Source organism: Firmicutes bacterium HGW-Firmicutes-1 (genome assembly GCA_002841625.1).
GTDB lineage: Bacteria > Bacillota > Clostridia > Lachnospirales > Vallitaleaceae > HGW-1.
In genome coordinates this window covers 102,455-123,420 of the sequence record PHAG01000004.1, presented here as the reverse complement: position 1 = coordinate 123,420, position 20,966 = coordinate 102,455, and the positions used below count along the sequence as shown (strand labels likewise).

Here is a 20,966-nt window from a genome sequence, read left to right as displayed (position 1 = left end):
ATAAGATGAAATCATTGTAAATGGAGGCTTCCATGAAAAAACGAATTGGTATTTTAACAAGTGGCGGGGATTGCCCTGGATTAAATGCAGCTATTAGAGGCGTTGCAAAAGCGTCCTATGGGATGTTTGATTGTCAAATAATTGGAATTGAAGATGGATTTAGAGGATTGATATATAATAAATATAAGAATATGAAGGAATATGATTTTTCAGGAATTTTGACAAGAGGTGGTACGATACTAGGTACATCTAGAACCCCTTTTAAACAGATGAGAATATTAGAAGAAGACAATATCGATAAAGTAAAAAACATGATAAATACCTATGAAGCCTTAAAGCTAGATTGCCTAGTTACCTTAGGTGGAAATGGAACTCATAAAAACGCCAACTTATTAAGAGAAGAAGGTCTAAATATAATCGCCCTACCCAAAACAATAGATAATGATATTTGGGGTACAGACATTACTTTTGGATTTCATAGTGCAGTCGATATTGCTACAGAGGTAATTGACCGTGTTCATACTACCGCAGATTCTCATGATCGTGTTATGCTAGTAGAGCTAATGGGACATAAGGCTGGCTGGTTAACACTATATGCAGGTATAGCTGGGGGAGCAGATGTGATACTGATTCCAGAAATACCTTATAATGAGGAAAAGGTTTTTGAAACACTTGAAAATAGGCGAGCAGCAGGTAAGAATTTTTCTATTTTAGCAATTGCTGAAGGTGCGATGACAGAAGAGGAAGCTAAGATGAGTAAGAAAGATCTTAAAAAGTTAAGAGAGATGACTCCTAACTATACAGCATCCTATCAATTGGCAAGTGAAATTGCAAAAAGAACAGGCTTAGAAACAAGAGTGACAATACCGGGACATCAACAAAGGGGTGGATCTCCATCACCATATGATCGTCTTTTATCAACAAAGCTTGGAACCTTCGCTGCTGAAATGATTGCTGAAAAAAAATATGGTATTACAGTTTCTATCGTAAACAATAAAACCAAAGCAACATCACTAAGTGAAGTTGCTGGAAAATTAAAACTAGTAGAACATGATGAAGAGTTAATTAGTACTGCTAGAAAGGTTGGAGTTGGTTTTGGAAATTAATTCATTTGGAGGTTTTGTCATGAGTATAAAATTTGTGCATACTTCAGATATTCATATTGGAAGAAGCTTTGGAGCAGCTAGTTTTGGACATGCGTTAGGACACAAACGCCGGGCAGAGTTAAAAGAGACCTTTTTCAAAATTTTAGACCTTTGTAAGGAGGAAGGTGTTCAGTTACTACTTATTGCTGGAGATTTGTTTGAAAGTGATTATGTAGACACTAGTGATTTGAAGGATCTTCAGAAAAAGTTCGAAGAGCTTGAAGGAGTTCATATTGTTATCGGTGCTGGAAACCATGATGCGATCATCAATGCAACAACTGGCTACAATATGTTAACCTGGAGTGAAAATGTCCATGTTTTTCAAGAGAGCTTAAGCAAATATTCAATACAAGCTTTAAATGTTGATATTTATAGCTTTAGCTGGAATAAGAAAGAGATTCGTTCCATGAGCTTTGAAGAGCTAGTAATCGAGGATGATACAAAAACAAATATTTTAATGCTGCATGGGGACATTTATACACAGAGCCCTTATTTGCCATTAAATATTTTGGATCTTCAAAATAAAAGGTTTGATTATATAGCATTAGGACATATCCATAAGCCAGATGTAAATGCGGGATTTGCTTACTGTGGATGCCCTGAGCCTTTAGACTTTAAAGAAACTGGTGAGCATGGCATAATTGAAGGTGTTATTGAAGACGGACAAGTAACGATTGGGTTTAGGCCAATAGCGAAAAGAAGCTTTGTAATTAAGACAATTACGATTAATCCCGATATGTCTTTTGAGCAAGTAAAAGGTATGGCGCTGAGTGAAATACACAAAGATAGGATGCCACATTCTATGTATCGTTTAATCATTGAGGGAATTAAGGATGAAGAAATTACATTAAATATAGATATCATTAAAGAGATTTTAGAGACTCAAATATTTTATTGTGAAGTAATAGACCAGACTCAAAGTAATTATGACATTGAAGGTATCAAACGAGACAATGAAGGAAATTTAATTGGAGATTTTGTTAGATATATGGAAGAAAGAGGATTAGATGATCCTCAAATAAAAGATGCTTTATATGAAGGACTTAATATTTTGTTGAGTGAGAAGGTGAACTGATGATTATTAAAAAGCTCATGATTAAAAGCTTTGGTAAATTTCAAAACACAACGATAGACTTACAAGACGGCTTAAATCTCATACTTGGTGAAAATGAGGCTGGAAAGAGCACGATTCATCAGTTTATTGAGGGAATGTTTTATGGTTTTTACAAGCCTAATATTAAAAACAAGAAATCGAGTGAAACCTACGAAAAGTATTTTCCATGGGATAATGTAAATGATTATTCAGGAGTTATGATTATCCAAGATGAAAAAGAGCTAAGAATTGAACGAAATTTCATGAAAAATAGAGATTCTGTCCATATTTTTAATAATGTTACAGGAGAAAATGTAACTGATGAATATCCTTATGATTCAGTGACAAAAACCTATCAACCAGCGTTAAAGCATTTAAATATGAATTTAGCAGCTTATCAAAATACAGTTAGTATAACGCAAATGAAAAGCAAAACAACCGAAGAACTTGTTGGTGAGATTAAAGACAACATTATTAATTTAGGGGATACGAAAAGAGTAGATGTGTCGGTAAACAATATTCTTCGTATTCTTTCAGAAAAAAAAGCAGCTATTGGAACAGAAAGAAGTAAAAAATCTAACTATGGTAAAACAAAAGAAACAATTGATTACATAGAAAGTGAAAAAGAAGATACAAGCAAGATCTGGGAAGAAATCAAACAATTAAAAGTCAATGAAAACAAGTTAGCTTTTGATATTCAAGCCTTAGAAAATAAGAAACAGCATATTGAAAATAAAATGTTATTTCTGAAGAGGCAAGATGGAGAAGAAGCATATCAAAAAGTGAAACAAATAAGAGAAGAAATTGAGGGGCTTAAACAAAAAGTCCTAAAATATAATGCTTTTGCAGAGGTATCAAAAGAAGAAGTCAATGATGTAGTAATCAAAATCAATAATATGGATTTTTATAAAAAAGCGTTTGAAGAAGAACAAGAAAAGATTTCTGAGATGATTCAAAAGAAAATTGTAGTTGAAAATGAGATTATACAAATAGATAGCGTTATTATTGAGATCGGTGCTTCAGAGCAAATATCAAGAGATGTATATAAATATGAGGAATTTGAAAATGGCAAAAAATATACAGGACAAGGCTTTGATCCAGAAAAGGTTGAACAACAAAAGAAAGCAATAGCGAAGTGTAAAGGTAAGATGAACAATACTAGGCTTTTATATATTTTAACCTTAGTGCTTACAGTATTTCTAGGTGCAATTAAGCTATTTGAGACAATGGGGAGCATTTGGATCAATAATAATTCTGGTATGCTTGGGCTATTGACAAGTATAAAGGGCCTTACCTTAGTAACGTTAATTGGACTTCTATTAATGCTGGTTACAACACTACTGTTATGGACAAGAAACAAAAACCGACGCATTGAACTTAGAGATTTAGAAAATCAAATGAAGCTTATGCTAGAAAGTGAAAGTGCATCTATAAATAGGGTTAAGGAAATTGAAGAACGTCAAGAGGCACTCCTAAGCAAGCATGAATGTGAAAATATCGATGCGCTCAAAGCATTAAGAGATAGAATGGTTAAAGAAGAGCTTTTATACCAAGATAATTACATGAAGGCTAGACAGCTAGAAGAAGAAATGGAAATTCTTGAAAACCGTATTAATTCAGAAAATGAAAAGCTCAGAGGACAACAAAGAATTATTGAAGAAGATTCAAATAAGATTAGAGAACTTATGGTTAAACTAGAGGTAAATTCGGAAGAGGAATTAAAGGATGTTCTTGGGGAATATGATCTCTTTAAGGCTATAGAACAAGAAATTCAGAGTAAAAAATATCTTCTCACCGAAATGACCAAGGGTAAATCATATTTAAGTATGGAAGGGTTTAGAGAAGAGGATGTAGGCGAAGTAGTATCAGATGACCGAGAAGATAAATCGTTATTAACTACAGAGAACGAAGAAGTTGATGTTGAAGTAAGCTATGATGAATTAGAGGAAGAACTAAAGAATATTAACAATCAAATAGTTCAAGAAAATAAAGAAGTTAGCATTATTAGTACATCAATTGCAACAAAAGAAAATCGCGTAAGAAGCTCTTCACAAATTGAAGAAGAGCTAAATAAAAACTATGAAGAGTTTGAAAAAATGACTTTTAAGCTCAATTCGTATAATATTATCGAAGACGCAATACGACATATATCAAGGAATATTCAAGATAATTTTGCGCCAACATTGAATGAAAAGATTTCAAAGGTTATTTCTATTGCTACTGATTACAAATATACAGATGTAAAGGTAAGCTCAAATATGGAAATATCTGTAGTAGATAATGAGTTAAATAAACTAGTGCGTGTAGATGATTTAAGCGCAGGGACTATAGATCTCATGTATTTTGCATTAAGATTAAGCATTGCAGAGGTTGTAAACAACTGCCAAGCTGTACCAATTATATTAGATGATAGTTTTGTTCAATATGATGAACGACGGTTGATTAAGATGCTAGAATATTTATCAAAGCTTAATCGTCAGGTAATTCTTTTTACTTGTCACAAGAGAGAGGCTAAGGTTATAAAGAGGATTGTAGAGGATTTACATGTAGTGAATTTGTAGAAGATAGAGGGCGTTACGATTGCAACGAAATTTACAGTATTATTAGATAATAATATCAATTTGAATGGGGCGAGTGGCAGTATGTATGATTTACTTGATAAGAAGAAAAAAGAATTAGATTTAAGAAGACCATTATCACATGAAATTCTCTATATTATAAATTTGAATACGATTTAAAAAAATGATAGAATATAGTATAATGTAGTTACTTAAAGCAAAGGAAGGTGCTGTTATGTCATTAGCTCAAGACTTGATAAGAAATTTTAATGAACTTTCAGAGGATAAGAAAAAAGAAGTTATTGATTTTGTTGAATTTTTGAAAGTAAGAAGCCAGAAAAACTTAGAACAAGCTATGGATGAAATTATCGAAGATAATAAAATAGCTTTAGAGGAGTTGAGTAAATAGTGGAGACGATAAATATAGACAATGTGACTGTATTCCATCGAAAGATTATAGAAAAAACAGGTGGAAGCATGGGGATAAGAGACGAAAAGTTGCTCTATAGTGCATTAAATAGAGGATTTAGCACTTTCAAGGGGGAGTATTTATACAAATCTGATGTAGAAAAAATATCTGCTATTACCCATTCGTTAATATCAAATCATGCTTTTGTTGATGGTAACAAAAGAGTCGGAATCTCAACTATGCTATTACTATTAAAACTAAATAAGATAGAAATTACATATTCACAGGATGAGTTAATTATTCTGGGGTTAAGGGTTGCATCAAATAATTATTCCTTTGAAGATATAGTTGAATGGATTAATTCAAGAATTGTATAACAGTCGAACTTCGAATAACAATATGTTCAGTACATTCCTCAGTCTTAAGATATTCTATGTTATCAGTGCGTGATCTGATGAACGTCGTGAACACGCAAACGTTAAATCACATTGTGCACTAGTATAAACACAAAGATAATTTGTATAATCTGAACTTTGGAGGAAAAATGCTGATATGATAATTAAGTTGATACAACCGAGGATGATGATGAGGCCAATGGATACGCAACTGAAAACTAGAATGGCCCCATCACTCGGATTATTGACAATAGCAAATATACTTCATAAAGAACATACAGTTATAATTGAGAATGAAAATATTGAAGATATCAATTTTAATGAAGTGGTAGATATTGTAGGCATTACTGTCACTGTTGATGTTATGATACGTGCAACAGAAATTGCAAAGATCTACCAAAGTAAGGGCATTTCTGTTGTAGCAGGGGGTATACATATTACTGCATTTCCAGACGCAATAAAAAAATACTTTGATGTTCTATCTGTTGGTTTAGCGGAGAAAACATGGCCTGCTATTATTCGAGATCTTCAGGATGGAAAACTGAAAAAAATATATTGGTGCAGTAGCGAAATTAAAGGTAGTGAGATTATTTCACCAGGATATCATTTGATAGATATGAAAAAGTACTTATACTGTAATATTATCAGTACAAGTAGAGGATGTCCGTTTCAATGCGATTTTTGTTACAACAGTTGTGAAGCATACAAAAAATTATATATTAACAGACCAATTAAAGATGTAATTACAGACATAAAAACAATCGGTAAGAGACATATAATGTTCATAGATGACAATTTTATTGGTAATCCCAAGTGGACATTAGAATTTGTCAGAGCGATAAGACCCATGGGATTAAAATGGAATGCGGCAGTTTCGGCAAACATAGTCGATATGCTTGATTTGCTGGATGAAATGGCTCTTTCCGGATGTGAAAGTTTATTTATTGGATTTGAAAGCTTGAATGAAAATGCTCTAAAAAATGTTCATAAAGGTCAGAATAATATCTTGAAATATGAGAGTTTGGTTGAAGAAATTCATAAGCGTGAAATAATGATTAATGCTAGTTTTGTTTTTGGTCTAGATGAGGATGATGTTACAACGTTTCAGACGACGTTGGACTGGATCGTAAAGAATAAAATCGAAACGGTTACTTCTCATATACTTACGCCGTATCCCGGAACTAAAGTTTATGATGAGTTCGTCAAAAATGGAAGAATCACAAATTTTGACTTTTCAAAGTACAATACTGCTAATGTTGTATTTAAGCCACAAAATATGACAGCTGAAGAACTTTATAATGGATACATATGGATTTATAAACAAATTTACTCTACAAAAAATATATTTAGAAGGATGCCAAAGACACATAAACAACGAGTAGCTTATTTTTTGTTTAACTTTCTATACCGCAAATTTGGAAAAGCAACTGAAAAATTATGTGAATTGATTACTTATGAGCGTGTTGGTAAAATTGCAGAAAAGCTTTCCTACCATTTATAGATTTTATACTACAATCAGTGAAACAAGGTGTTTTGAATCTAATATCCAGTAGCGAAATAGCATAATTTTTGGCTATTATTAGTTGCCCTGAACAACATCACCTGGAATTACCTGAGATTTTGACTCCTCAAGAATATATGGTAAGAAGGTCAGACGAAAGTCGTGAACACGCTACCATTATGTGACATTTCAAATACTGGTGCAGCAAATTTAAAGTTAGACTACATAGTCGATAATGAGGGTTAAAGAGGTGAATAATGGGTATGAAAATGAAAACCAAAGATAAGAATTTTACGATAAGATTTGCAAAAGAAGATGATGTAGGTATTATTCTTAGATTTATTAGAGAACTGGCTGAGTATGAGGATTTATTGGATCAAGTAGTAGCAACAGAAGAGGTTCTATATGATGCATTGTTTAGACGAAGGTCAGCAGAAGTAATAATAGGAGAATATAACAATGAGCCAATTGGATTTGCGTTGTTTTTCCATAATTTTTCGACATTTCTAGGGCAAGCAGGAATATATCTAGAAGATTTATATATCAGACCAGATATGAGAGGGAAAGGGCTAGGAAAGATAATGATATCTTTTTTAGGAAAAGTAGCGAAAGAAAGAGGATGTGGAAGGTTGGAGTGGTGGTGCTTAGATTGGAATGAATCATCAATAAATTTTTACAAGAATTTAGGTGCCGTGGCAATGGATGAATGGACAGTATATCGTATCAGTGGAGAAGATCTTGATAATTTAGCGAAAGATGAAGAATAAGTAACAATATTACGCACTTCAAAAATACAGGTCATTAGTAATATGGAGGAGAATATGAGTAGTGAGTATATAATAAGACTGATAAGAAAAGAAGAGTTAAGAGATTTGCTAAATTTATACAAGCATTTAGAGAATGGAGACTTAGAATTAGAAGATTGTAAAGCTTTATATGATTTATGGGATAGTATATATGAAGACCCTAATTTATATTATATAGTTGCTGAGAAAGACGGGTTATTGGTGTCTACATGTACTATTTCAATCATTAAGAATTTAACTAGAGGAATGCGTTTTTATGGATTGATTGAAAATGTAGTCACGCATTCAGAACACAGAAATCGGGGGCTTGGTAAGAGTGTACTTAAGATGGCCGTAGATATAGCAAAGGATAATCATTGTTATAAAGTTATGTTGTTAACTGGTTCGAAGAAAAAAGAAACATTGAATTTTTATAAGAGTGCAGGGTTTAAAGATGATGTGAAAACAGGATTTATAATAAAACTATAGGTAGTTATCTTGGCTTTAGAAGCCAATTAAACAGTTGGAAGCTGTATAAGAAATTGCTGGAAAATTCATCTGTAAAAACATTAATTAGTTGGCAATTCTGCTTGTGCTGATGAACCTCGAAAAAATGAGACTGTAAAATAATTAAATACTGCCATGGCAATGGCAACATATTTTAAGGGAATCTTTAAAGGTTTCTTTTTTTAGTGCAAAATTGGTGTCCCAAGGTCTGTTACTATACACGAAAGGTTGCTTTCGTGAATAATGTGAGGTGATATTTGATGTTACAAGTTAACAAAACAAAACGACATAAGCGAATTAAAGAATTATTAGATATGTATAATCGGGTTGGAATTTATAAAGATGAAATTACGTCATTAGATTACATACAAGGACAATTGATATTAGTAGTAAGTTGGGAATGTCTTAAATGCTCTAACTGTTATTTGTATGGTGGTAAATGTGGTACAAAAGTAACTACAGTTCCATGTTTATTTTCGAAAAGAGATAATGTGAGGTGACATAATTGAAGTGTAAAATATGTGGTCAAGAAATTAATAGAAATAGTGACAATTGGTGGTGCAAGAATCCAGATAATACATGTTATTGTAAGGGCTTAATGTGTATCAGAATACATAGAAGATTAATGAGGTCAAAAGTGAGATGTTTAAAGAGTTAATAAATCAAGAAAATATAAGAATTTCTTTGCCCCCCTCCTTACTAATAGGGGGGGCTGTAACACAAGTAAGGGTTTAAATATGCTGAATAATCAATGTATTTTATAGATAGCTTGTGTTAGCGGGTACCGAATGATGAAAACTTATGGAGTAAATAATACAAAAATGCACATTGAAAACTGAATATAGCGAAAAATAAGATTTCTACAAAACAATGTATATGATATAATAAAATAAAAGTATATATGACATTGATTTGCGATATTAACGCATTATTAGGAGGAATATGGTGAAATGGATAATTGAAAATAAGGAGTGGCTATTTAGTGGGTTGTTAGTAGCTATCCCAATTGCAATAATAGGGTGGAAAAAAAGCACAAAATCTGTTTCCATGAAACAAAAAATAGGTAAAAATTCAAAAGGTTATCAATCTGGTAATGATATGAAGATAAGCTACAGCGATGGGGAGAACGATAATAATGAGATTAAGCCAAAAGGGTGAAGATGGGACAATTAATTATCAAGCTAAAAACTTGACAATTAATAATGGCATATCATATACAGAAGTTCGACAAATTGCATTAGACATCTTTAAATATAATTTTTTAGAGATGCAACATGAAGCAAAAAGTATTGCACAGGAACGTGCAGAAGAAATTACTGAAACATTTCTTAAGAGAATGGTGGACGAATATCCAGAAGGTATGCAATTAGCCAATACACCAGATTTTCAATATTCTTTATATTTAGTACAGAAGCAATATGCTAGATATGGGGATGAGGAATTGGGACATTTATTAGTTGATTTGCTGGTTAATAGGACGAAGTATGATAATAGATCAATTATTCAAATTGTGTTGAATGAATCATTAGAAGTCGTATCACGACTAACTATAGAACAAATATCAGTTCTTAGTATAATATTTGTGTTTAAATATTGCAAGGCAAGTGTTAATAGTTTAGATGATTTATATCATCTATTTGACAAATATTTTAAGCCTTTAGCTGGGTCTTTGGCAAAAAGCTTGATTTGCTATCAACATCTAGAATATGCGGGTTGTGGACAAGATAAAGGCAGCGGGGAATTTTTTGGAACACTGTTATCTGAAAAATATGGCGGTTTATTTAGCAAAGGCATTGAATTGGAAGAATTCTCTCTAGAAGAGATTAGTCCTATGATGATTGATAAATATTTTGATGCTAGTACAAGAGATGAAGACAAATTCCAGTTAAGTGCTATATCGTGGAGAAATTTTGAGAGAGATAATAATGATTCACTAATTAAAGAAGATAGTGATAAAATATTTAGATTATATATGGATAGCAAATTGACAGATATAGAAATTGAAGAAGAGGTTATACAAAAGTGTGAATTTATGAAAAAAGTTATTGATATATGGAACAACTCTACAATGAGAAAATTTGAACTTACGAGCGTAGGGATAGCCATAGGCCATGCAAATATGAAGAAAACAATAGGTAGTTTTGAAGATTTATCAACATGGATATCGTAGTTAATATTCATAGAAGAAAAATATATTTACATTTTTAAAGGAAATCTTAACAGGTTTCCTTTTCTTATGGAAAAAATAAAAATGTGAGGTGTAAATATGGCAAGTATTTTTAATATTGATACATTGATAATATCTTTCGATGTATTGGATTATGAACACGTAATAAAAAAATATATAGGTATATTGGATGAAGCAAAAGAAAAATCAAGAAAGCATTTATATGCCAATTTAGACACGAAAGAGTACATATCTATAAAAGATATGGAATTTGAAATAATGCCTACTGGTGCAAGGGGTTACGCTTATCTATTACACAATGACTTAATCGAATTAAGGCTCGCAATGTATAGGAGCAACACAAAGAGTTTCTATCCTATTGTTGTAAGATTTAAGTCAGGATTACTGTGGGAGAAAGTGATGAATTCATATTCTTATGTTGCTAGTTTTATAAGGTCAGCATTTAATCACATAATCAATACTAAGGTTAACCGATGCGACTTAGCATTACATATGGATGGATTAAGTTTTAATGTAAGTGACGTAGATTCCTTTGTGGGAAGATTTAGAAAAGATAGTTTACATAGATGTGATAGAAATATAGAATCCTTGTACTTTGGATCTAGGACAACAAATAAATGCCTATGTCGAATATACAATAAAACTAGAGAAGTAATCGAAAAGCGTGACAAGTACTGGTTTTTCGATATATGGGACAAGTCTAAGCTAGATATATTTAATGTTTGGAATATAGAATTTGAACTCCATAGGGATTTTCTAAAGGAATGTAATATTGACTCATGGGATGATTTAAGAAACAATATCAACTCATTATGGAACTATCTAACCAATGAGTGGTTAAGATATGTTGATTTAAGTACAGCAACAAGGCGCGAAAATTGTAAGTTAAACCCTTTATGGATTGAGATTCAAAAAGGTTATGATTACCTAGAATTTAATGGTTACATAGAGCGTTCAGTACAACGTCTGAGGGATACTAGTAAATATGTTCCAAGTGCTGTTGGTTATCTTACTTCATTGTCTGCTCTGCTTAATATTGATAATGTTGATGATGCGATATTGTCATTAAAATATTCTATGCTAGAATATCTATCTAAGAATAAAGACAGTACGTTTAAAGAGGAAGTTGAGAAAAAGAAAAAATACTATTCTGAAATAGAAGTAATTTTATAAAGTGAGGGAAAAAATATGACACTAGATTTAGATAAAGCAGTAAACCTATTCTTAAATGAAAAGGAATGTTTTTCAGCAGATAAGACAGTAAAGTATTATAGAGAAAATCTAAGATACTTTTTCGAGTATCTACAAAGGGAATATGGAAAGTCAACTCATGATATGACCATAGATGAAATTAAGCACACTGATTACAATTTCTATGTAAAGGAATTGAGAACAAGAAAGAAACTTTCGGGTAGAGGAGAAGGTAAAGACAAGTTAAGCAGCGCAACAGTAAAATATTATGCTGATCCAGTGAAGTTTTTCTTCAAGTGGCTATATGAACAGGAATACCTTGAAGCAAATATATCTAGAAAAATGAAGGCTGTAAGCAGAGATAAGAAAATATTAGTACCGTTATTCTTAGATGAAATCAAGTCAATCGACGAACACTGCAATTTGAAATGTTCTACAGGCTTAAGGAATTACATAATGATTCACTTAATGCTCGATTGTGGCTTAAGAATATCAGAAACATATAACCTAAAGATTCAAGATGTATACTTTGATAAGGGATTCTTACATATTAAGGATTCAAAACATAACAAAGATAGAATAGTCCCTTTACCAAGTCATTTAAAAAGTATCATGTACAAGTACATCTATCTATATCGTAAACATTGTGACAATGATTATGTTCTGCAAAATATATCGGGTGACCATTATACTTATGAAGGTGCTAAAAATGTTGTAAGGCGTATTAGACTAAAGACAGGAATTGATAGAATGAAGAACCACTTATTTCGACATACCTTTGCAACGAGTTATGTATTATGTGGCGGTGATGTTGCAAGTTTGGCTGTACTCCTAGGTCATAGTGATATAGGCATAACAAATGGATATTTGCACTTAGCCAACACTTATAAATTAATGGGAAAAGACAATTTCTACAAGGTAGATAGGGTCTACCTAAAAAGACTTAACGACACATTAGTTACCTAAAAATGAGCGAAAAAAAGGACAACGACTGCTAGAAAGCTGATAAAATCGTTGTCTTTTTTTGTGCGCACGCAATAGGACTTGAACCCACAACCCTCCGGTCCGAAGCCGGATGCTCTATCCAATTGAGCTATACGTGCAAAAAATATGATGTTGCTAAAAAACTAATTATATTTCTGGAGTCTAATATCGTCTCCGATTAACTGCAAAGCTGCAAAATCACCTAGGATTCTCGATACGATTCGATCGGAATAGTACTTCGATAAGCCTGATGGGTGAAGATTTGTTGAAATAACTGTTGGTTTTTTTGTTAACAAGCGAGTATTTAAACAGCTGAATAATTCTGAGCTTGTGAAAGAGTTGATTACTTCCGAACCAAGGTCGTCGATTATTAGTAAGTCACAAGTGTAGATATCGTCTATATCATCAAAAGATATTTCTTGATCATCATTTTTGAAGCGATAGGTTTCAAGAAGCTTAAACAATTTAAAAGCCGACAAATACAGCACAGTATAGGAAGAATCTAGTAATTCCTTAGCAATGCAATTGCAAAGAAAGGTTTTTCCGAGGCCTGTTTGCCCAAAAAGAATTAAATTTGAGAACTCTTGATCAAAGCTTTCAACAAATTTCTTACATCTGTGATAAACGCCCTTCATGTTTTCTAAAGGAGAGGTGCCTACACCTTGAAGCTTATCTGAGGAATAATAATCAAAGGAGAAAGTGGAAAAATTCTCTTTTAACAAGATGTCTTTTAAATTAGATTGTTCATAGGCGATATCAACTAAGGATTGTTTTAAGCATAAGCACTTCTTGCTTTCTACATAACCAGTATCTTTGCATATTTCACAATCGTAAATAGGATCTAAGTAAAACTTATTATATCCATATTTTTCTAATAAATTCTGTTTTTCTTCTTTGAGTACTTGAAGTTCAGTTTTTAATGTTTGTAAATGCAAATCTCTATTTTGAGGTTCTTTTATAATAAGCTTAGAGGCGTCAATTCCTCTAGTTGCTATTTTAGCGTCTAATACTTCTATTTTGCTAATTTTTTCTTTAATCTCAATGTGCCTATCGCGTAGTGTTTGCGCATTTTTTGTTCTTTTATAATCATATTCTCGTAATATTGATTTAAATTGAGAAGAAGATAAGGGCATTATTTATAACCCCCTTCAGTATTTTCTTTTAAAACCATTTCCATAGCTTTCTTTTCGATTTTGTCGAAGTCATAATCCCTTTGTTCAAAGTTAATAAACTTGTTATTTGAAGTTATAGGTGTTATAGAACCTTTTGCCTGCGTGGATTTTGAGTTATGTTCTTGATCTAGTAGTTTAATATCTTGTAATGTATGTACTTTCTTTTTATACCATTGGGTTAAGATTTTATCTGTATAGTTAAAAGAACCATTTGGAGCTTGTTTCATAGTACGATTACAAGCCTCAAGAATAATTTCTAAATCGAAGCGATATTCTTCAATCCATTTATCCATTGTTTTGATTTCAAAAAGGACTGGATTTCTATTTGCAAAGCCCAGCGCTTTTTTTATAGCATAGTATTTCTTGTTATAGGTTTCTGTATGTACCTTTGCTTTATCTAATGAATCAATATTATTATCAGCCCATTCTATAGCAACTTTTTCTATATAACGCATATTTCTATGATCATTTGATGCGCAATATTCAATGAGCCATTCTATAACGTCTATAGGTAAGCCTAGCCAATCATGAAAACTAATTAAAGTACCCAAATCTTGTTGATTTAAAATTTTACCTAAGTATCTACCAGTAACATATATTAAGTCCTTATAAGCTGTTGCAGCTACAAAGGCGGATAATTCTTCCATGTTGTATTGAGGCTTTGTTGATAGATCTAAATGAAGAGTATCAACTTCAAGAGGTTTCGATTCAAGTGCAATTGCTACTTCGCTTTCAGGTTGATTGGGTTCTAAAAAAGAAATTGCAGTGATTTCTTTGCCCTTCTCTTCAAGACTCAGGATCTTCATTGAAGCCCAATATTTCAGTGCTCTTATGATGTCAGAATCTGTTAAATGGAGCTGATCAGCGAAATTTGTCGTAGAGAACTCGCTGGTATCATTAGAATCATAACGAAGCAATAGAAGGTAAACTTTAACAAAATCACCATTTGAGTTTGCCATATAGTCGTCGACAAACCAATTAGGAACAAATATGTAGTTTTTATTTGAAGATGGATTGATTTTTATCGTATTCATGCTTTACAAATCCTTTTTCTTAGTGATTATGTTAACCAAATAGCTTGATCATCAAGTAATAAATTAATTATACCATAAATTTTTCGCCTTGTGCTAAATAAAATGACGGATTAAAAATAAAATGTTTGGGCAAGGATTTTATGAATGAAATAAGTCATAACTGATCGGATTAGTATATTTTATAAGAAAAAATACATAAAAAGGACGAATTTTGGCTGTTAATAAGTATGTGCATAATGTGGATAGCATTTTACATAAAATGCCATAATTAAAAATGCTTGAAAATAATGAGCTTATTTTCAAGCATTTTGCTGATAAAGTTGATTTTTTTGGGTGTTTTTATGTAAACCAAGTTATTCACATAAAAAAATACGAACATATGTTAATAAGTATGTGGATAGTGTGGAAAACTATCCATTAAGGAGATCTTCGCCAACAATATAAATATTTCCAGCTCCCATAGTTATCAACACATCGTTAGGAACAAGATTCTCTAATAAAAATATTTCAATGTCATCAAAAGAAGCAAAATAATGACAGTTTTCATTTATATCTTTCATTTGTACTAATAAGTCAGTTGAATGAATATCACCTGGATCTTTTTCTCTTGCAGCATAAATATCCGTGATTATGACATGGTCAGCTATTGACAATGCTTTTGCAAAGTTATTTAGAAAAGCTTTTGTTCTAGAATAAGTATGAGGTTGAAATACAATCCATAACTTATTATATTCAAGTTTTTGTGCTGCTTTAATAGTAGCTTCAATTTCGGTAGGGTGATGAGCATAATCATCGATAACAGTTACTCCCTTTAAAGAACCTTTATACTCAAATCGTCTTTTAGGCCCAGAAAAATTTTCAAGAGAGCTTTTTGATGAGGTGATGTCTATTCCAATCGTATGGGCAGCTGCTATAGCAGCAATTGAGTTATATACATTATGGATTCCAGTTGAGTTAATTTGAATATGATCAACTAGCTTTGCCTTATAATATAAGTCATAGTTGCCGCAACCTTTTTCGTTAAAGCTTACGTTTTTACATGTCCAATCGGAGATAGCTTCATTTGTACCATAGGTAATGATATTGCAATTAAGTCCTTCTAATAAACCTAAATAGTTTTCGATATCACTATTCATAATGATATAACCATTTTCGGGTACATTATTTAAATATCCAGCAAAGGAGCTTCTAATATCATTGATATCCTTGAAAAAATCTAGATGATCTTCTTCCACATTTAGAACAATTGCTATAAGTGGTGAAAATTTTAAAAAACTATTGGCATATTCGCAAGCTTCTGTAATAAAATAATTAGAGCTACCAACTCGAATATTACCATCAAGTATATCAAGTATGCCCCCAACAGTTATTGTAGGATCTAAATTTGCATCTAGCAGGATTTGAGACATCATAGAAGTCGTTGTTGTCTTACCATGAGTACCTGCAACACCAATAGAATGGGTATAATTAGCCATTATTTGGCCAAGAAGTTCAGCCCTATCCATAGTTGGAATTGACAATGCCTTTGCCGACAATAGCTCGGGATTATCTTTAGAAATAGCAGCCGTATAAACGATTAAATCTAAAGAGTTCGTTAAGTTTTCTGCATGGTGACCTATATAAACAGTTATACCTATGCTTTGTAAGTGTTCTGTCATTTTTGAATGTGCTATATCGGAACCGGAAATAGTAAAGTGATTGTTAATTAGTATTTCTGCAAGACCACTCATACTAATGCCACCGATGCCAATGAAATGTACGTTCAAAGGTTTATTAAAATCAATTTTATACATTCTATAATCTCCTAACAATATATATTATGAATCGTTTATCATTTACGAAACAAACATTAATTGTATTATAACCATTATTCATTTATTTTTAAAGGGTTTTCCTTAAAATCCGAACATTTTTTTGAAAAGTAGTTAAATAATTCGTGGAAATAGAGTATAATGTAATTAATTATTAATTGTGAGGAAGTAAAAGGTGAAAATTGTGAATAATAAACTTAACAAGGCAGAAAGACTATCCTATATAACCAAAATACTTGTAGAAAATCCATCAAAGGTTTTTACTCTTCAATACTTTTCTGAAATATTAGATTGTGCAAAATCAACCTTAAGTGAAGATGTAGATGTTATAGGGAAGCTTTTAAAAAGTACTAATCAAGGAGAAATATATTCACTAGCTGGAGCTTCCGGGGGAGTTTACTATGCACCCACTTTTACGAAAGAACAAATGGAAGATGAAAAAATTGAGTTATGTAAAAACTTAAATGATAAAAAAAGAATAATAACCGGTGGATATTTGTATATGAACGACATTTTCTATGATCCTAGAAAGCTTAAAAAGATTGCCAGAGCCATGGTTACTTCTTTTTTGCATCAAGAAATTGATTATGTTGTTACTATAGAAACAAAGGGCATTCCTCTTGCAACTGTGCTTGCAGGGATGCTGAATAAGCCAATCATTATAGTAAGAAAATCAGCCAGACTTACGGAAGGGCCAACTATTCAGATGAATTACTTGGCTGGTTCATCAAGAACAATTAAGACAATGGCATTGCCAATTAGAGCATTAGAAAGAGGAAGCAAAGTATTGTTTGTAGATGACTTCATGAAGGCGGGAGGGACAGCGAAGGGTGTAATTGATTTGATGAAGGAATTTGATGTAAAGGTAGTGGGTGTTTCAGTGGTAATGGCAACGAAGGAGCCGGTAAAAAAGCTTGTTGAGAACTATTATTCACTTATAGAACTAGAAGATATTGATGAGGAAAGAAAAACAATAAAGATATATCCAAAAAAATAGATAATTGTTTATAGTTTGATTGAATAGGCATTCGTGTGATAAAAAGACAGAGTATAAACATTCAATGGGAGGAAAAGGCGTGCAAAAAAAAGAGATTGTTGCAATGTTGTTAGCTGGAGGGCAAGGAAGTAGACTGGGAATTTTGACAAAACATATTGCCAAGCCCGCAGTTGCCTTTGGAGGCAAGTATAAAATAATCGATTTTCCATTAAGCAATTGTATCAATTCAGGAATTGATACGGTAGGAGTTTTAACTCAATATCAACCCTTAAAGTTGAATCGTCATATTGGCATTGGAATTCCGTGGGATTTGGATAGAAGTTATGGTGGGGTAACAATACTACCACCGTATGTAAGCGATGCAAGTGGTGCGTGGTATTCGGGTACTGCAAATGCAGTATTTCAAAATATACCTTTTATGGACTATTATGATCCAGAATATGTTCTAATATTATCTGGTGATCATATATATAAAATGGATTACGAAATGATGTTAAATTGTCACAAGAAAAAAAATGCAGATGCAACGATAGCAGTGCTTAAAGTGCCGTTGGATGAAGCACATAGATTTGGTATTATGAATACTGGGGAAGATAATAAGATTGTTGAATTTGAAGAGAAACCTAAAAACCCAAAAAACGACTTGGCTTCTATGGGTATTTATATATTTAATTGGAAAGTTCTTAAACAAGCACTATTGGCCAATGAAAAAAGACATGATGACAGTGATTTTGGTAAACATATTATTCCATCTTTATTAAAAAAGGGCAATAGTCTATATGCTTATGAATTTGATGGCTTTTGGAAAGACGTAGGAACACTAGAGGCGTATTGGCAAGCAAATATGGAGCTAATCAATATCGTTCCTGAGTTTAATTTATACGAGCCATATTGGAAAATTTACACTAAAAATGCAATTCAACCGCCTCAATTTATAGGATCTGATGCAAATCTGGAAACGTGCATATTAGGTGATGGTACTGAAATATATGGCGAAGTCTATAATTCTGTTATTGGTTCTAATGTAACCATTGGAAAAGGAACAGTCATTAAAAATTCTATCATTATGAGCGATACAAAAATATCTGACAATTGTTATATTGATCGTACCATTATTGCGGAAGAATGCAACATCGGTGATGGAGTAAAGCTTGGTTATGGTGATTATTCTATCAATAAAGAATTACCGAATATCTATGAATCAGGATTGACAGTGATTGGAGAAAAAACATTTATACCTAACAATGTAGTTGTAGGAAAAAATTGTGCTCTTTATGGAAAATTAAACAGTGCTAATTTCTTAAACAATAGATTAGAAAGTGGAGAAAATTTAATATTAGAGGAGGTTGAAGAATGAGAGCCTTAGGTATTATTTTAGCGGGTGGTAAAAATGAAAGACTTAAGGAATTGACATATCAGAGAGCTCTTGCTGCAATGCCAGTAGCTGGAAGTTATCGAGCAATTGATTTCGCATTAAGCAATATGGCAAATTCAGGAGTTAATAAGGTTGCTGTTGTAACGCAGTATAATTCAAGACCTTTAGTAGAACATTTAAGTTCATCAAAATGGTGGGATTTTGGAAGAAAGCATGGTGGCCTATTTGTTTTCACGCCATATATTACTCATGATAATAGCATGTGGTATAGAGGAACAGCGGATGCAATCTATCAAAATATGGAATATTTAAAAAGTAGCCATGAGCCCTATGCAATTATTGCTTCAGGAGATGGCATTTGCAAAATAGATTACAATGAAGTTTTAGCATATCATGTTGATAAAAGAGCTGACATTACAATTATTTGTAAAGAGATCAAAGATGAGAATTTGCATAGATTTGGAGTAGTACAAGTTGATGATGATAACCGTATCATTGAGCTTGAAGAAAAGCCGATTACACCACAAGGAAATATTGTATCTACTGGAATTTACATTATTAGAAGAAGACTTTTAATTGAACTGATCGAAGAAATTGCAAAAGAAGAACGTTACGATTTTGTAAATGATATTATTATTAGATATAGAAAACAAAAGAAGATCTATGCATATATTCATGAGGGCTATTGGAGAAGTATAGCTAGTCTAGAAGCATACTTTAAAACAAATATGGACTTTTTAGAAAAGAGCATAAGAGATACCTTTTTTAGAACTGAGCCAACTATCATGTCCAAGGTTGAAGACGAACCACCAGCTAAATTTAATGTTGGTGCAAGAGTAAGAAACAGTCTATCCTCTAGTGGTTGCATCATTAATGGTCAAGTTGAAGATTCTATGTTATTTAGAAAAGTTTTTATAGGTAAGAATACAATTGTTCGAAATTCAATTATATTAAATGGAACATATGTGGGTGATAACTGCTTAATTGAAAATTGCATTGTTGATAGTAGATCCAACATACCAAATGATTCAGTACACAAAGCCAATGCAGGTGAAATAGAAATTGTTATAAAGCGAGAACCGTTTTATTTGTAAAAAAATCCAATAATAGAAGAAAAAAATTGCTATATGCGGACTCTTGTCGAATGAAGTAAAATAATACCCTAATGACAAAACAATATGTTAAAATTTATTGCTCTCTCATAAAATATCGATTAAAATTGGTGAGAATATACAAAAAAGCATTGATAAAATATTAAGGTTATACTATAATTAAATTGAGAAGTATTTATTTTTAACCTTAGTAAAACAAAGAGAATGTGAAAGGGCACAAGAGGGTTTTAAACCTCGAACATCAAGTTACAGAAAGGGGTTAGCTTATGGAGATTACAGATGTAAGAGTACGTAAAGTTGCAAAAGATGGTAAAATGAAAGCTGTGGTATCGGTAACTTTCGAAAATGAATTTGTAGTACATGATATTAAGATTATCGAAGGGGAAAAAGGGTTATTTATTGCTATGCCAAGTAGAAAAGCTCTAGATGGTGAATTCAGAGACATAGCGCATCCTATTAATTCTGAAACTAGGGATAGAATCCAAAAGTCCATATTAGAAAAATATCAAGCCATCTTATTAACCGACAATGCAATTGATGAAATTGCAATTTCCGAAGATGTAGATTAACTTTTTTTAGGCACTTCTATGCAGAAGTGCCTTTTTTATCAGCGAAGAAAGTTCCGCATAAGGTATAAGAAAAGCGGCTGAAGCCGATTTTCTTTTCCAGTGGAAAGCTTAGATTTCTCACGAAGTATAGAACAAGGAGA

20 protein-coding genes and 1 tRNA gene are annotated in these 20,966 nt (G+C 32.2%); 17 read left to right on the top strand and 4 right to left on the bottom strand.

Annotated features, from left to right (window positions below; genetic code table 11):
• Positions 1-32 precede the first annotated feature (32 nt).
• The 13 genes from CVU84_06315 to CVU84_06255 all read left to right on the top strand — a co-directional run bounded on the left by CVU84_06315 (position 33) and on the right by CVU84_06255 (position 12,738).
• On the top strand, positions 33-1,106 hold the full coding sequence (locus CVU84_06315) for a 6-phosphofructokinase (GenBank protein ID PKM95289.1): 1,074 nt from the start codon (positions 33-35) through the stop codon (positions 1,104-1,106).
• Complete coding sequence (locus CVU84_06310; GenBank protein PKM95288.1) at positions 1,096-2,220, top strand: DNA repair exonuclease; 1,125 nt, start codon at positions 1,096-1,098, stop codon at positions 2,218-2,220. The genes CVU84_06315 and CVU84_06310 overlap by 11 nt, the downstream gene beginning before the upstream one ends.
• Positions 2,220-4,799 (top strand): hypothetical protein, encoded by a 2,580-nt coding sequence (locus CVU84_06305; GenBank protein ID PKM95287.1) that lies wholly within the window; start codon positions 2,220-2,222, stop codon positions 4,797-4,799. The genes CVU84_06310 and CVU84_06305 overlap by 1 nt, the downstream gene beginning before the upstream one ends.
• A gap of 232 nt (positions 4,800-5,031) precedes the next feature.
• On the top strand, positions 5,032-5,205 hold the full coding sequence (locus tag CVU84_06300; GenBank protein PKM95286.1) for a hypothetical protein: 174 nt from the start codon (positions 5,032-5,034) through the stop codon (positions 5,203-5,205).
• Positions 5,202-5,582: a type II toxin-antitoxin system death-on-curing family toxin gene (locus CVU84_06295; protein PKM95285.1), complete on the top strand. Its 381-nt coding sequence runs from the start codon at positions 5,202-5,204 to the stop codon at positions 5,580-5,582. The genes CVU84_06300 and CVU84_06295 overlap by 4 nt, the downstream gene beginning before the upstream one ends.
• A gap of 175 nt (positions 5,583-5,757) precedes the next feature.
• Positions 5,758-7,101, top strand: a complete 1,344-nt coding sequence (locus tag CVU84_06290; protein PKM95284.1) for a B12-binding domain-containing radical SAM protein — start codon at positions 5,758-5,760, stop codon at positions 7,099-7,101.
• 257 nt (positions 7,102-7,358) lie between these two features.
• Positions 7,359-7,868, top strand: coding sequence for a GNAT family N-acetyltransferase (locus CVU84_06285; protein ID PKM95283.1), 510 nt, complete (start codon positions 7,359-7,361; stop codon positions 7,866-7,868).
• 54 nt (positions 7,869-7,922) lie between these two features.
• Entirely contained in the window at positions 7,923-8,375 is a 453-nt protein-coding gene (locus tag CVU84_06280) for a GNAT family N-acetyltransferase (protein PKM95282.1), read from the top strand.
• Positions 8,376-8,653: 278 nt separating this feature from the next.
• Positions 8,654-8,893 carry a hypothetical protein gene (locus tag CVU84_06275; protein PKM95281.1) on the top strand — a complete coding sequence of 80 codons (240 nt, stop codon included), beginning with the start codon at positions 8,654-8,656 and terminating at the stop codon, positions 8,891-8,893.
• Positions 8,894-9,338: 445 nt separating this feature from the next.
• Positions 9,339-9,551 (top strand): hypothetical protein, encoded by a 213-nt coding sequence (locus CVU84_06270; protein ID PKM95373.1) that lies wholly within the window; start codon positions 9,339-9,341, stop codon positions 9,549-9,551.
• Positions 9,529-10,563, top strand: coding sequence for a hypothetical protein (locus CVU84_06265; GenBank protein ID PKM95280.1), 1,035 nt, complete (start codon positions 9,529-9,531; stop codon positions 10,561-10,563). The genes CVU84_06270 and CVU84_06265 overlap by 23 nt, the downstream gene beginning before the upstream one ends.
• 96 nt (positions 10,564-10,659) lie before the next feature.
• Positions 10,660-11,754 (top strand): hypothetical protein, encoded by a 1,095-nt coding sequence (locus CVU84_06260; protein PKM95279.1) that lies wholly within the window; start codon positions 10,660-10,662, stop codon positions 11,752-11,754.
• A 15-nt stretch (positions 11,755-11,769) separates the two neighbouring features.
• The gene (locus CVU84_06255; protein ID PKM95278.1) at positions 11,770-12,738 is read left to right on the top strand and encodes a hypothetical protein; all 969 of its coding nucleotides are present in this window, start codon (positions 11,770-11,772) and stop codon (positions 12,736-12,738) included.
• A 63-nt stretch (positions 12,739-12,801) separates the two neighbouring features.
• On the opposite strand, the gene CVU84_06250 is transcribed toward CVU84_06255, so the two are convergent.
• From CVU84_06250 to CVU84_06235, 4 genes are all read right to left on the bottom strand, one after another.
• Positions 12,802-12,875, bottom strand: a tRNA-Arg gene (locus CVU84_06250).
• A gap of 24 nt (positions 12,876-12,899) precedes the next feature.
• A complete protein-coding gene (locus CVU84_06245; protein PKM95277.1) occupies positions 12,900-13,889 on the bottom strand; it encodes a DNA replication protein DnaC in 990 nt (329 codons plus the stop codon).
• A complete protein-coding gene (locus CVU84_06240) occupies positions 13,889-14,962 on the bottom strand; it encodes a DNA replication protein DnaD (protein PKM95276.1) in 1,074 nt (357 codons plus the stop codon). The genes CVU84_06245 and CVU84_06240 overlap by 1 nt, the downstream gene beginning before the upstream one ends.
• Positions 14,963-15,372: 410 nt before the next feature.
• Entirely contained in the window at positions 15,373-16,755 is a 1,383-nt protein-coding gene (locus CVU84_06235; protein ID PKM95275.1) for a UDP-N-acetylmuramate--L-alanine ligase, read from the bottom strand.
• 202 nt (positions 16,756-16,957) lie between these two features.
• On the opposite strand from CVU84_06235, the gene CVU84_06230 reads away from it, so the two are divergent.
• From CVU84_06230 to CVU84_06215, 4 genes are all read left to right on the top strand, one after another.
• Positions 16,958-17,770: a pur operon repressor gene (locus CVU84_06230; GenBank protein PKM95372.1), complete on the top strand. Its 813-nt coding sequence runs from the start codon at positions 16,958-16,960 to the stop codon at positions 17,768-17,770.
• Positions 17,771-17,834: 64 nt separating this feature from the next.
• Positions 17,835-19,127, top strand: coding sequence for a glucose-1-phosphate adenylyltransferase (locus CVU84_06225; GenBank protein PKM95274.1), 1,293 nt, complete (start codon positions 17,835-17,837; stop codon positions 19,125-19,127).
• A complete protein-coding gene (gene glgD / locus CVU84_06220; GenBank protein ID PKM95273.1) occupies positions 19,124-20,239 on the top strand; it encodes a glucose-1-phosphate adenylyltransferase subunit GlgD in 1,116 nt (371 codons plus the stop codon). The genes CVU84_06225 and glgD overlap by 4 nt, the downstream gene beginning before the upstream one ends.
• Positions 20,240-20,523: 284 nt before the next feature.
• The gene (locus CVU84_06215) at positions 20,524-20,826 is read left to right on the top strand and encodes a septation protein SpoVG (protein PKM95272.1); all 303 of its coding nucleotides are present in this window, start codon (positions 20,524-20,526) and stop codon (positions 20,824-20,826) included.
• Positions 20,827-20,966: the final 140 nt, after the last annotated feature.

Bases quoted from the DNA above. Each gene is read 5' to 3' on its own strand.
- CVU84_06315 (PKM95289.1), top strand. From the start codon at position 33: ATGAAAAAACGAATTGGTATTTTAACAAGTGGCGGGGATTGCCCTGGA.
- CVU84_06305 (PKM95287.1), top strand. From the start codon at position 2,220: ATGATTATTAAAAAGCTCATGATTAAAAGCTTTGGTAAATTTCAAAAC.
- CVU84_06300 (PKM95286.1), top strand. From the start codon at position 5,032: ATGTCATTAGCTCAAGACTTGATAAGAAATTTTAATGAACTTTCAGAG.
- CVU84_06290 (PKM95284.1), top strand. From the start codon at position 5,758: ATGATAATTAAGTTGATACAACCGAGGATGATGATGAGGCCAATGGAT.
- CVU84_06285 (PKM95283.1), top strand. From the start codon at position 7,359: ATGGGTATGAAAATGAAAACCAAAGATAAGAATTTTACGATAAGATTT.
- CVU84_06280 (PKM95282.1), top strand. From the start codon at position 7,923: ATGAGTAGTGAGTATATAATAAGACTGATAAGAAAAGAAGAGTTAAGA.
- CVU84_06275 (PKM95281.1), top strand. From the start codon at position 8,654: ATGTTACAAGTTAACAAAACAAAACGACATAAGCGAATTAAAGAATTA.
- CVU84_06265 (PKM95280.1), top strand. From the start codon at position 9,529: ATGAGATTAAGCCAAAAGGGTGAAGATGGGACAATTAATTATCAAGCT.
- CVU84_06260 (PKM95279.1), top strand. From the start codon at position 10,660: ATGGCAAGTATTTTTAATATTGATACATTGATAATATCTTTCGATGTA.
- CVU84_06255 (PKM95278.1), top strand. From the start codon at position 11,770: ATGACACTAGATTTAGATAAAGCAGTAAACCTATTCTTAAATGAAAAG.
- CVU84_06245 (PKM95277.1), bottom strand. From the start codon at position 13,889: ATGCCCTTATCTTCTTCTCAATTTAAATCAATATTACGAGAATATGAT.
- CVU84_06240 (PKM95276.1), bottom strand. From the start codon at position 14,962: ATGAATACGATAAAAATCAATCCATCTTCAAATAAAAACTACATATTT.
- CVU84_06235 (PKM95275.1), bottom strand. From the start codon at position 16,755: ATGTATAAAATTGATTTTAATAAACCTTTGAACGTACATTTCATTGGC.
- CVU84_06225 (PKM95274.1), top strand. From the start codon at position 17,835: ATGGGAGGAAAAGGCGTGCAAAAAAAAGAGATTGTTGCAATGTTGTTA.
- glgD (PKM95273.1), top strand. From the start codon at position 19,124: ATGAGAGCCTTAGGTATTATTTTAGCGGGTGGTAAAAATGAAAGACTT.
- CVU84_06215 (PKM95272.1), top strand. From the start codon at position 20,524: ATGGAGATTACAGATGTAAGAGTACGTAAAGTTGCAAAAGATGGTAAA.